Genomic DNA, 12,379 nt, shown 5'->3' on the forward strand with positions numbered 1-12,379 from the left:
GAGTTTCTCGCCGAGTGTAAGCGAGACAATTGGCTAAACCGATCGCGCCGGAGCGCGTAGGGGGAAAGCCTGATTCTAGTTGGAGACCCTGAATGGACGCGAAAACCGGAGAGATGAGTGGCTGCCCGGTCAACGGGCCGACCACGGTTCGGTCGCTGCTCGGCCGCACCAACAAGGACTGGTGGCCCGATTCGCTGCCGCTCGAAGTGCTCAACCAAGGCGGCACCTCGCCCGACCCGATGGGCAACGAGTTCAATTATGCCGAGGCGTTCAAGCAGCTCGACTATGACGCGCTGAAGGCGGACCTGAAGGCGCTGCTGACCGACAGCCAGCCCTGGTGGCCGGCCGACTATGGCAATTACGGCGGTCTGTTCATCCGCATGGCGTGGCACGCGGCGGGCACGTACCGCACCGCCGACGGCCGCGGTGGCTCGAACAGCGGGCAGCAGCGCTTCGCCCCGCTCAACTCGTGGCCGGACAACGGCAACCTCGACAAGGCGCGCCGCCTGCTGTGGCCGATCAAGCAGAAGTACGGCAAGCACATCAGCTGGGCTGACCTCTTCATCCTCGCCGGCAATGTCGCGATCGAATCGATGGGCGGCCCGGTGTTCGGCTTCGGCGGCGGGCGTGCCGACGTATTCGAGCCCGAAAAGGACATCTACTGGGGTTCGGAAGAGCAGTTCGTCGGCCACCCCGACAACAAGACGCGCATTCTGCCCGAGGAAGAGCTCGAGCTGGAGCAGCCGCTGGCCGCGATCCAGATGGGCCTGATCTATGTGAATCCCGAGGGGCCGGGCGGCGTGCCCGACGCGCTTCAGTCGGCACGCGACATGAAGGAAACCTTCAAGCGCATGGCGATGAACTCGGAGGAGACCGTCGCGCTGACCGCGGGCGGCCATACCTTCGGCAAGGCGCATGGCGCGGGTGACCCGACGCTGATCGACGAGGCGCCCGAGGGTGCGGACATCGCGCTCCAGGGCCTCGGCTGGGCGAGCGCGCATGGCACCGGCTTCGGCGAGCACACGATCACCAGCGGCATCGAAGGGTCGTGGGTCAACACCCCCACCGAGTGGTCGGAAAATTATTTCCGCCTGCTGCTCGACTATGACTACGAGCTCGTCCGCAGCCCCGCGGGCGCCAAGCAGTGGCAGCCGATCAACCAGAAGGAAGAGGACATGGCGCCGGCGGCCCATGATCCGAACAAGCGCGTGCCGACGATGATGACGACGGCGGACATGGCGCTGAAGGTCGATCCCGAGTTCCGCGAGATTTCGGAGCGCTTCCGCCGCGATCACGAGGCGTTCAAGGACGCCTTCGCCCGCGCCTGGTTCAAGCTCACCCACCGCGACATGGGTCCCAAGGTCCGCTACCTCGGGCCGGAAGTGCCCGAAGAGGACCTGATCTGGCAGGATCCGATCCCCGCCGGCACGACGCCGTCGGACGCCGACGTCGCCGCGTTCAAGGCGAAGATCCTCGACGCCGGCTTCACCGTGGGCCATCTGGTCAAGACCGCCTGGGCCTCGGCCTCGACCTATCGCCGCAGCGATCATCGCGGCGGTGCCAACGGCGCGCGCATCCGCCTCGAGCCGCAGCGCGGCTGGAAGGTGAACGAGCCCGAGGAACTGTCGGCGGTCCTCGCCAAGATCGAGGAGCTTCGCGGCAACCTGTCGGTCGCCGACGCGATCGTCCTCGCCGGCACGGCGGCGGTCGAGAAGGCGGCGAAGGACGCCGGCTTCGATGTCGAGGTGCCGTTCACCGGCGGCCGCGGCGACGCGACGCAGGAATGGACCGATGCCGAGAGCTTCGAGCCGCTGGAGCCCGTCGCCGACGGCTTCCGCAACTTCCTCAAGACCAAGCAGACGGTGAAGACCGAGGAACTGCTCCTCGACCGCGCCTCGCTGCTCGGCCTGTCGGTGCCCGAGATGACGGTGCTCCTCGGCGGGCTTCGTGTCCTCGGCGCGAACTACAAGGATGCGCCGGAGGGCGTGTTCACCGACCGCAAGGGCCAGCTGACCAACGACTTCTTCGTCAACCTGCTCAACAACGACACCTTCTGGAAGGTCGTCGACACGAGCGCGGACGAGGAGTTCATCGGCTATGACCGCGCGGGCAAGCACGAGCGGTGGAAGGCGACGCGCACCGACCTCATCTTCGGATCGAACAGCCAGCTGCGCGCGGTGGCCGAGGTCTATGCCGAGCGCGGGCACGAGGAAAAGTTCGTGCGCGACTTCGTGGCGGCCTGGACCAAGGTGATGAACGCCGACCGCTTCGACCTTACGCAAAAGGCGGACAGCGTCCAGCCGGTGGGCATTGCCGAGCCGGCCTGACGAACGGGGCGCGGGGATCGCTCCCCGCGCCGACATTTTCGATTGCGACGACGCCCCCGCGCCCCTCGGTTCGGGGGCGTCGTTCGTTTGTGACGCGTCATGTCCTGCACTTCGACGCTCGCATCAGGATATAAGCATATCTTTATATCAGTATTGACAGGCGTTATCCGAGCGTGTTGAACGGGTGCGTCAAGGTTCCCCATCCCAGGCGTGGCGATGGGGCTAAGACGGGAAGCCGGTGGCGTCCTTCGGGACGGAATCCGGCGCTGCCCCCGCAACTGTAAGCGGCGAGCGGCGGCTTCATCTCGTGTCACTGGGTGCCCGCAAGGCGCCCGGGAAGGCCGGAGCCACCGCGTTGACCCGTGAGCCAGGAGACCTGCCTTCGACGCCATAACGTTCCTCGGACGGGGGTTCCTCCGGTGGATCGCGCTTGGAAAGCGTCGATCCAAGGCGACCCACCGCCGGGATCGCCGTCGCCGGGTGCGCTTTCGCCTGACTTCCGTCCGCCAAGACAGGTGAGTCATGACGGACAGCGGCTTCAGGTTCACGATCGACAGCATCCCGTTCGACGAGGATTATCGCCCCGCCGAAAACACACGGATCACCACCAACTTCGCCAATCTGGCGCGCGGGGAAAGCCGCCGGGCGAACCTCTCCAACACGCTCGTCATGATCGACCGGCGGTTCAACGCGCTGATGCACTGGGACAATCCCCGGGGCGATCGCTATTCGCTGGCGCTCAGCATCGTCTCGGCCGCCCTCACGCTCGGCGATGGCGCGGCGGACGAACCGTTTCCGCTGATCGAGATCCTACATAGCGAGGTGACCGACCGGATCAGTGGCGAGCGCCACGACGGCATGACCGGCAACAATTTCTCGTCCTATGTCCGCGACTACGACTTCAGCGTCGTCCTGCCCGATCATCTCCGCGCCGGGGGCCGTGACGCGCCGGAAGGGTTCGGCGACCTCCACGGCCAGCTGTTCCGGCAGTTCGTCGGCTCCGCCGCCTATCGCGACCGGTTCCGCAAGCCCCCGGTCATCTGCCTCAGCGTGTCGAGCAAGGCGGTCTATAATCGCACCGCCAACGTCCATCCGATCCTCGGCGCCGAATACCGCACCGACGCGCTGTCGCCGACCGATCGCTATTTCGAGAAGATGGGGATGAAGGCCCGCTACTTCATGCCGCCGCACAGCGTCGCGCCGTTCGCCTTCTATCACATCGACGATCTGGTCGGCGGCTACAGCGACCTCGAACTCGCCAGCGCGATCGCGGTGATGGAGACGTTCCAGAAGATCTACCGGCCCGAAATCTACAACGCCAACTCGGTGGCCGCGGAACATTATCAGCCGAGCCTGACCGCGCAGGACTATTCGCTGACCCGCATCGTCTACGACCGGGAGGAGCGCAGCCGCCTCGCCGTCGAGCAGGGCCGGTTCGCCGAAGCGCATTTCATCAGGCCGCATGCCGAAGCGCTCCGCCGCTGGTCAGCGACCGCCGGCCGCTGATCCCCCGCATTCACGAAGGTATTTCCCATGACGACCTTGTTGCCGACCACCACCGCGGGCAGCCTGCCCAAGCCCGCCTGGCTCGCACAGCCCGAGACCCTCTGGTCCCCCTGGAAACTGTCCGGCGAGGAACTCGCCATGGGCAAGCAGGATGCGCTGCGCCTCGCGGTCGACGACCAGCGGCAGGCGGGCATCGACATCCTCGGCGACGGCGAACAGACGCGCCAGCATTTCGTCACGACGTTCGTCGAGCAACTGGACGGCGTCGACTTCGAGAAGCGCGAGACGGTGCGCATCCGCAATCGCTACGATGCCAGCGTGCCGACGGTCGTCGGCGCCGTCTCGCGCCCGAAGCCGGTTTTCGTCGAGGATGCCCGCTTCCTGCGCGCGCAGACCGATCGGCCGATCAAATGGACGCTGCCCGGGCCGATGACGATGATCGACACGCTGTACGACGCGCACTACCGAAGCCGCGAAAAGCTGGCCTGGGCATTCGCCGGCATCCTCAACGAGGAAGCGCGTGAGCTGGAGGCCACCGGCGTCGATATCGTCCAGTTCGACGAGCCGGCCTTTAACGTCTTCTTCGACGAGGCGAACGACTGGGGCATCGCCGCCCTGGAACGCGCGGCCGAGGGGCTGAAGGCCGAAACCGCGGTCCACATCTGCTACGGCTATGGCATCAAGGCGAATACCGACTGGAAGCAGACGCTCGGCAGTGAATGGCGTCAGTACGAACGGACCTTCCCCAACCTGCAAAAGTCGGCGATCGATATCATCTCGCTCGAATGCCGGAACTCGCGCGTGCCGATGGAGCTGATCGAGCTCGTCCGCGGCAAGAAGGTGATGGTCGGCGCGATCGACGTGGCGATCCACGACGTCGAGACGCCGGAGAAAGTCGCCGAGACGCTGCGCGCCGCGCTTGCTTATGTCGATGCGGACAAGCTCTATCCCGCCACCAATTGCGGGATGGCACCGCTGCCCCGCGCGGTCGCGCGCGGCAAGCTCGCGGCGCTGGGCGCCGGCGCGGCGATCGTCCGTGCCGAGCTGTCGGCCTGATCGAGGCCGCCACGGCTTCCATAAGGGAGCCACAGTGGCCAAGGGGGACGCCCTGACACGCACGACCGAAAGATCGACGATGAACGCCATCTTCCGCCGACTGCGGATCGACACCTATATCCTCGCGATCATGGGGATGGTGGCGATCGCCGCGATCCTGCCCGCCCGCGGCGCGGGGAAGGACGTGCTCGACATCATCGTCCACGCCGCCATCGCGCTCCTGTTCTTCCTCTACGGCGCGCGGATTTCGCGTCAGGCGATCTGGGCGGGCATCCTCCACTGGCGGCTGCAATCGCTCGTGTTCGCGACGACGTTCGTCCTCTTTCCGCTGCTGGGCTTCGGGATCGCCAAGCTCGCCGCCGGGCATCTCGACCCCGGCCTCGTCACCGGGCTCATGTTCGTTTCGCTGCTGCCCTCGACGGTGCAGTCGTCGATCGCCTTTACCTCGATCGCGCGCGGCAACGTGCCCGCGGCGCTGTGCTGTGCTTCGCTCTCGAACCTGGCGGGCGTGGTCATCACCCCGCTGCTGGCGACGATGGTTCTGAGTGCCGGGGGCGGCGGCATGTCGCTGGATGCGGTGGGAGAGATTGCGCTCCAGATCCTGCTGCCGTTCGTGATCGGCCAGTTCGCCCGCCCGCTGATCGGCGAATGGCTGGAGCGCCGGCGGATGTTGACGATGGCCGTCGACCGCGGCTCGATCCTGCTCGTCGTCTATTCGGCGTTCAGCGCGGGCGTCGTTGCCGGCATCTGGGGCCGGGTCACGCCGCAGAGCCTGGCGCTCGTCATCGTCCTCGACCTCGTGCTGCTGGCGATCGTGCTCGCCGCGACCACGGCGGCCAGCCGCCTCCTGCGCTTCACGACCGAGGACGAGGTCGCGATCGTGTTCTGCGGATCGAAGAAGAGCATGGCGAGCGGCCTGCCGATGGCCAACATCATCTTTCCGGCAAGCGCTGTCGGCCTGATCGTGCTGCCGCTGATGCTGTTCCACCAGATGCAGCTCATGGTCTGCGCCGCGCTCGCCCGGCGCTATGCGCAGCGGGCCAAGGATCCCGCCCCGGCAATGACGGCAACAGCGGCGGGCGCGCCGGTTCGCGCCCACCGCCGGTGATCCGTCAGACGTCGAGGTTGGCGACGCTCAGCGCGTTTTCCTGGATGAACTCGCGGCGCGGTTCGACCACGTCGCCCATCAAGCGGGTGAAGATCTCGTCCGCCACGTCGGCCTGGTCGATCGCGACCTTGAGCATCGAGCGGACCGACGGATCAAGCGTCGTTTCCCAGAGCTGCTCGGCATTCATCTCGCCCAGCCCCTTGTAGCGCTGGATCGACAGGCCCTTGCGCCCCGATAAGAGGATCGCCTCGAGCAGCTGGCTGGGGCGGCCGACGAGCGTCTCACCCTTGGCGACGGTCATCGCCTCTTCCTCGCCCTCGCTCGCCTCGACGGCCTGCGCCGACCGCGCGGGGACCAGCTTGGCGGCGCTGACATAGGTCTGCGCTTCCTCGGCAGCGAGCGTGTGGAGCTTGCGCGCCTCGGCGGAGGCGAGGAAGGTCGCCTCGATGATGTGGTGGTCGGTCACCCCGCGCCACAGGCGGCGGAAGTGGAAGCCGCCTTCCTCGCTCATCTCCGCCGACCATTTGCCCTCGCCGTCGGCAAGGTCGAGGCGGCGGGTTGCCTCGATCAGCCGCTCGGCGCGCACCTCACGCGAGGCCTCGGGATCGAGCGCGCCGGCCAGCGCCAGCGTCTCGATGATCGAGGGGTCGTAGCGGCGCGGCACGTAGCGCATCAGCGTGCGCATCCGGCGAGCATGATCGACGAGACCGCGCAGGTCCTGATCCGCGCGCGTACCGGTCGCACCCTCCAGCACATTCAGTCCCACGCCCGCCTCGACCAGATATTCGTCCAGCGCGGCGTCGTCCTTGAGGTACACTTCCGACCGGCCCTTGGTCGCCTTATAGAGCGGCGGCTGGGCGATGTAGAGGTGCCCTGCCTGGATGATCTCGGGCATCTGGCGGTAGAAGAACGTGAGCAAAAGCGTGCGGATATGCGCGCCGTCGACGTCGGCGTCGGTCATGATGACGATCTTGTGATAGCGCAGCTTGGCGAGGTTGAAGTCGTCGCGGCCGATGCCGGTGCCCATCGCCTGGATGAGCGTGCCGATCTCGCGGCTGCCCAGCATCCGGTCGAAGCGCGCACGCTCGACGTTCAGGATCTTGCCGCGGAGCGGCAGGATCGCCTGGAAATGGCGGTCGCGGCCCTGCTTGGCCGACCCGCCGGCCGAGTCACCCTCGACCAGGAACAGCTCGGACTTGGCGGGGTCGCGCTCCTGACAGTCGGCGAGCTTGCCGGGGAGCGAGGCAATGTCCATCACGCCCTTGCGCCGGGTCAGTTCGCGCGCCTTCTTCGCCGCCTCTCGCGCGGCGGCGGCGTCGATCACCTTCTGAATGATCTGCTTGGCGACGGCGGGGTTTTCCTCCAGCCATTCGGCGAGCTTGTCGGCCATCAGCGCCTCGAGCGGCTGGCGCACTTCGGAGCTGACGAGCTTGTCCTTGGTCTGCGAGCTGAACTTGGGGTCGGGCAGCTTGACGCTGACGATCGCGGTCAGCCCCTCGCGCATGTCGTCGCCGGTCAGCGTGACCTTCTCCTTCTTCAGGAGACCTGACTTGTCGGCATAATTGTTGATCGTGCGGGTGAGCGCCGCGCGGAACGCGGCTAGGTGCGTGCCGCCGTCGCGCTGCGGAATGTTGTTGGTGAAGGCGAGGACGTTCTCGTAATACGAGTCATTCCACTCCAGCGCGACGTCGATCGTCACGTCGTCGCGCGTGCCCGCGATCGCGACCGGATCGGGCATCAGCGGCTGCTTGTTGCGGTCGAGATACTTCACGAACGCGGCGATGCCGCCCTCGTAGAACAATTCGACTTCCTTCACTTCCTCGTGCCGCGCGTCGCGCAGGAACAGGCGGACGCCCGAATTGAGGAAGGCGAGCTCGCGATAGCGATGCTCGAGCTTGTCGAAGTCGTATTCAGTGATCTTGAACGTCTCGGGTGAGGCGAGGAAGGTGACGCGCGTCCCCTTCTTCCCCTCCGGCGCGGGGCCCAGGACGCGCAGTGGCGCCTCTGCATCGCCGTGGCGGAAGCGCATGTAATGCTCTTCGCCGTCGCGCCAGATGTTGAGGTCGAGCCATTCGGACAGCGCGTTGACGACGCTGACGCCGACGCCGTGCAGGCCGCCCGACACCTTGTAGGCGTTGGTGTCGCTGGTGTTCTCGAACTTACCGCCCGCATGCAGCTGGGTCATGATGACCTCGGCCGCCGACACGCCCTCCTCTGGGTGGATGCCGGTGGGGATGCCGCGGCCGTTATCCTCGACGCTGACCGATCCGTCGGCGTTCAACTGGATGATGATCCGGTCGCAATGCCCGGCCAGCGCCTCGTCGATCGCATTGTCGCTCACCTCGAACACCATGTGGTGGAGGCCCGAACCGTCGTCGGTATCGCCGATATACATGCCCGGCCGCTTGCGAACCGCGTCGAGGCCCTTCAGCACCTTGATCGAAGAGGCGCCGTATTCGTTTTCGTTGGTGGTTGCCATGCACCATCATATAGGCGCGAGCGCTGTGTAACGAAAGCGAAATGGGCCGTTTCGGCCCCCTCAGGCGATGCGGATCCGCCCCTTGCCCAGCCGTTTCGCCGCATAGAGCGCGCCGTCGGCATCGCGCATCCACGCATCGGGATCGGCCAGCCGCCCCGCATCGACAAAGGCGAGGCCGCCCGACACGCCGAAATGCAGCAACCGGCCGTCCCATTCGACCGGCAGCGACAGCATCCGCGCGCGTCGCTCGATCCGCCGCGCCGCCGCCAGCCGCGCCTCGCCCGCATCGGGCAGCAGGATCGCGAACTCGTCGCCGCCCAGGCGCGCGGCGATGTGCGCATCGCCGAACGCGCTGGCCAGCCGCTCGCCCACGACCGCGAGGCAGGCATCGCCCGCGGCATGGCCGTGCGCATCGTTAATCCCCTTGAACCCGTCGAGATCGAGGAGCAGCAGCGCCCCGGCATCCCCCGCCTCCAGCCGCGCACGGAACGCCGCGCGGTTGGCAAGGCCGGTCAGCGCATCGCGGTCCGCCCGCTCGCGCAGCGCCGCGATCGCCGCGCGTTCGGCGGTGACGTCCTGCTTCCAGCCGTTGAGCGCGACCGCACGGCCGTGGTGCCGCTCGACCTCGCCCCAGACGCGGACCCAGCGGCGCGCGCCGTCGCCCGGTACCAGCTCGGCATCGAAGGTAAAGGGAGTGCCGCGCTCGATCGCCGCGGCGCGCAGCCGCTCCATTGTCTGGCGCGATTCGGGGGTGTACCGCTCGACGGCTTCGCACCGATCAAGCGGTCGTGCGGGGTCGATTCCGAACAGGTCGAACACCGCCGGCGTCCACGAAAGTCGTTGATCGGCAAGCTCGCAGCGCCACGCCCCCGCCTGTGCCAGCGCCGCGGCGCGCACCAGCATGGGGGCGGGCAGGGTGACTGGCGCAAGGGGGGCGGGGCGGCTGGCCATGCCCGCCCTTAGCGCGCGAACGGTTAATCCGCGGTTTTCCGCGTCGTTCAGCCCGCGGGCACGGTGTCGAAGACGACCACCTTCGACCAGAGCGCCGCATTGTCGCGCACGAAGTCCAGATGGATCGGATGATCCTGATATGCTTCCTGATCGGCTGGACTGTCGAAAGTGAGCGTCCACGACAGATCATAGCCGCGCTGGACGACGTCGCGCGTCGTCCCGGCATGCTGGCCGATCTGATAGCTGCGGATTGTCGGCGTCGCGGCGAGCTTCTTGAGGGCGGCGATCAGCTTCGCGCGATCTTCGATATTGCCCGGCCGCTTCAGCGTGAAGAAGACATGGTGGATGAAGCGGCGTTCGGCGATGGCGCCGCTCTGGCGCGCCTGTGCCGGCAGGGTCGAAGCGGCGATCAACAGTCCGCCGGCTAGCGTCTTGAGTATGGTATGCATCTGGCTCTCCCTTTCGAGCAGCCAAGCGCATCCTATAGGAAATGCCAAGCGACGAATGTGCCGCCATGACGTTCGCCTCGGTCGGACGATGGAGGAGCCGCCCCGCGTCGCCACGGAGCGGCTCGGTTCCAATCAGCGCCCGTCGAACTCGGCGGCGCGGCGGCCGAGCAGGGTGATCTCGACGCGGCGATTGCGGCGCATCCCCTCTGCGGTGGCGTTGGTGGCGACGGGCTGACGCTCGCCGAACCCCTTGGTGCTGAAGCGCGCGCTGGTGACACCCATCTGGTCGAACGCGGCGCGCACGGCATCGGCCCGGCGCAGCGACAGCGCGTTGTTGTGCGCGTCGGTGCCGCGCGAATCGGTGTGGCCGTCGATCGCGACGCGCACGCCCGGCGTCGCGCGCAGGTAATCGGCCAGCGGCTCGAGCCTGGCGATCGCACCGGGGCGCAGCACCGCGCTGTCGGTGGCGAACAGCACTTCCTCGGCCAGCGTCATCGTCGCGCCGCGCGGGGTCTGACGGAAGCCGTAGCCGCGCATCCGCGCGCGATCCCAGGGGCCCGGTCCCTCACGCACAACGACCACTGCGCCCCGATCGCGCGCTTCCCAGTCGAAGCGGTCGCGGCGCCCGTCGGCAAGGATCTCGAACGCACGATTGGCCTCGCGCGCCTCGATCGGCTGAATGCGGCCGTCGCGATTGCGGTCGAAGTTGCGCAGGACGAACGCGCGACCGCGGTTGCTGGCGCGCAGTTCGGGATAGAGTGCGGGCACGCCAGCGCCGACCAGCCGGATCGCGGGCTGGCCGCGGCGACCGCCCGACCAGTCCCAGTTCTGCGCCAGCGCCGGGCTGGCAGTCGCGCCGATCATCGACAGGAGGATGAGGTTACGCTTGTTACCCATGTTCAAACCTTTCGTAGCTGCCCCCGCAACCGACGGTGGGCGCTACGCCCGAAGGCTTGAACCGTTGCTGGCCGGTCCGCTTATCGCAGGTTAAGGTCGGGTGGTCGGTCGAAAGAAGAAAGAAGCGGGACCCCGGATGAAGTCCGGGGTGACGGAGGTAAAAGGCGTGACGCCCCCAAACCCGTCGCCCCGGGCTCGACCCGAGATCCCGCTTCTTAATTCAATCAGATCAACCCTGCGCGCGGGCACCGCCACCCTGGCGATTGCCGCCGCCCGGGCGACCACCGCCGCCGGGACGACCGCGGCCACCGCGCGGGCCGCCGGGGCGGCCGGCACCGTGACCCGCGCGATCGCCCGCGGGCTTGGCCGCATGCGTCGCGCGCGGACGGCGCGGACCCTGCTCCTGGCGCGGACGCTCGGGACGCTCTGCCGGGATCGGGCCGACGCGGCTCGACTTGATGCGGTGGCTCTCCGCCTCGAAATTGTCGGGGAGCGGCACGACGCTGATGCTCTGGCGCGTCAGCTTCTCGATCTGGCGGAGGTAGCCCTTCTCCTCGGCGTCGCAGAACGCGAAGGCGACGCCGGTCTTGCCCGCGCGCGCGGTGCGGCCGATGCGGTGGACGTACTGCTCGGCGACGTTGGGCAGCTCGAAGTTGAGGACATGGCTGACGTCGGACACGTCGATGCCGCGCGCGGCGATATCGGTGGCAACGAGGATCTTGACCTTGCCCGCGCGGAACTCGGCCAGCGCCTTTTCACGCTGCGGCTGCGACTTGTTGCCGTGGATCGCGTGGGCGACGATGCCGTTCGAGGCAAGCAGCTTCACCACGCGGTCCGCGCCGTGCTTGGTGCGGGTAAAGACGATCGCGCGCTCCACCTCGTTGCGTTGGAAGAACAGCGTCAGCAGCGCCTGCTTCTCGGCCTGGTTGACGTGGGTAACGTACTGCTCAACGCGCTCGGCGGTCGAGCTCACCGGGGCGACGCGCACCTCGACCGGATCGGTCAGGAACTTGTCGGCCAGTTCCTTGATCGTCTTGGGCATGGTGGCCGAGAAGAACAGCGACTGGCGATTGACGGGCAGCATCGACACGATCTTGCGCAGCGTGTGGATGAAGCCGAGGTCGAGCATCTGGTCCGCCTCGTCCAGGACGAGGATTTCCAGATCGCCGAGGCTCATGCAGCGCTGCTCGATCAGGTCCATCAGGCGGCCGGGCGTGGCGACGAGGATGTCGACGCCCGCAGCCGTATCGCGGCGGTTGCGCGCGATCGGGGTGCCGCCGAACACGGTCGCGACCGTGAGCTTGGTGAACTTGGCATAGGCGCGCGCCGAATCGGCGATCTGGCTGGCGAGCTCACGCGTCGGCGCAAGGACGAGCATGCGGCAGCGCATCGGCTTGCGGCGCTCGTTCGCCTTCACCAGACGGTCGATCGACGGCAGCATGAACGCCGCGGTCTTGCCGGTGCCGGTCTGGGCGATGCCGAGCAGGTCGTTGCCCTCGAGCAGGGCGGGGATCGCTTGGCTCTGGATGGGAGTCGGCGTGTCGTAGTTCTTCGACGCAAGCGCATCGAGCACGGACCGCGAAAGGCCGAGGGTCGAAAAGGACAT

Annotated in this window: 9 protein-coding genes and 1 riboswitch; of the genes, 4 read left to right on the top strand and 5 right to left on the bottom strand. The window is 67.3% G+C overall.

The annotated features are described in order from the left end of the window. Positions 1 to 92 precede the first annotated feature (92 nt). From katG to FHR19_RS00610, 4 genes are all read left to right on the top strand, one after another. Positions 93 to 2,327 (top strand): catalase/peroxidase HPI, encoded by a 2,235-nt coding sequence (gene katG, locus FHR19_RS00595; RefSeq protein ID WP_184023263.1) that lies wholly within the window; start codon positions 93 to 95, stop codon positions 2,325 to 2,327. Between the two features lie 176 nt (positions 2,328 to 2,503). Continuing rightward, positions 2,504 to 2,725, top strand: a riboswitch (cobalamin riboswitch). A gap of 124 nt (positions 2,726 to 2,849) precedes the next feature. Continuing rightward, entirely contained in the window at positions 2,850 to 3,833 is a 984-nt protein-coding gene (locus tag FHR19_RS00600; protein WP_184023265.1) for a putative oxygenase MesX, read from the top strand. 27 nt (positions 3,834 to 3,860) lie between these two features. Beyond that, positions 3,861 to 4,889 carry a methionine synthase gene (locus tag FHR19_RS00605; RefSeq protein ID WP_184023267.1) on the top strand — a complete coding sequence of 343 codons (1,029 nt, stop codon included), beginning with the start codon at positions 3,861 to 3,863 and terminating at the stop codon, positions 4,887 to 4,889. A 79-nt stretch (positions 4,890 to 4,968) separates the two neighbouring features. Then, the gene (locus tag FHR19_RS00610) at positions 4,969 to 5,997 is read left to right on the top strand and encodes a bile acid:sodium symporter family protein (protein WP_184023269.1); all 1,029 of its coding nucleotides are present in this window, start codon (positions 4,969 to 4,971) and stop codon (positions 5,995 to 5,997) included. 4 nt (positions 5,998 to 6,001) lie between these two features. Here FHR19_RS00610 and gyrB read toward each other — a convergent pair whose 3' ends face one another. The 5 genes from gyrB to FHR19_RS00635 form a co-directional block, all read right to left on the bottom strand. Beyond that, positions 6,002 to 8,476, bottom strand: coding sequence for a DNA topoisomerase (ATP-hydrolyzing) subunit B (gyrB, locus tag FHR19_RS00615; protein WP_184023271.1), 2,475 nt, complete (start codon positions 8,474 to 8,476; stop codon positions 6,002 to 6,004). Between the two features lie 60 nt (positions 8,477 to 8,536). Then, positions 8,537 to 9,427 (bottom strand): sensor domain-containing diguanylate cyclase, encoded by an 891-nt coding sequence (locus tag FHR19_RS00620; protein WP_184023273.1) that lies wholly within the window; start codon positions 9,425 to 9,427, stop codon positions 8,537 to 8,539. 47 nt (positions 9,428 to 9,474) lie between these two features. Then, complete coding sequence (locus FHR19_RS00625; protein ID WP_184023274.1) at positions 9,475 to 9,876, bottom strand: Dabb family protein; 402 nt, start codon at positions 9,874 to 9,876, stop codon at positions 9,475 to 9,477. A 132-nt stretch (positions 9,877 to 10,008) separates the two neighbouring features. After that, complete coding sequence (locus FHR19_RS00630; RefSeq protein WP_184023275.1) at positions 10,009 to 10,773, bottom strand: OmpA family protein; 765 nt, start codon at positions 10,771 to 10,773, stop codon at positions 10,009 to 10,011. A gap of 229 nt (positions 10,774 to 11,002) precedes the next feature. Then, positions 11,003 to 12,379 carry a DEAD/DEAH box helicase gene (locus tag FHR19_RS00635; protein ID WP_184023277.1) on the bottom strand — a complete coding sequence of 459 codons (1,377 nt, stop codon included), beginning with the start codon at positions 12,377 to 12,379 and terminating at the stop codon, positions 11,003 to 11,005.

The organism is Sphingomonas yantingensis, assembly GCF_014199325.1.
Classification (GTDB): domain Bacteria; phylum Pseudomonadota; class Alphaproteobacteria; order Sphingomonadales; family Sphingomonadaceae; genus Sphingomonas; species Sphingomonas yantingensis.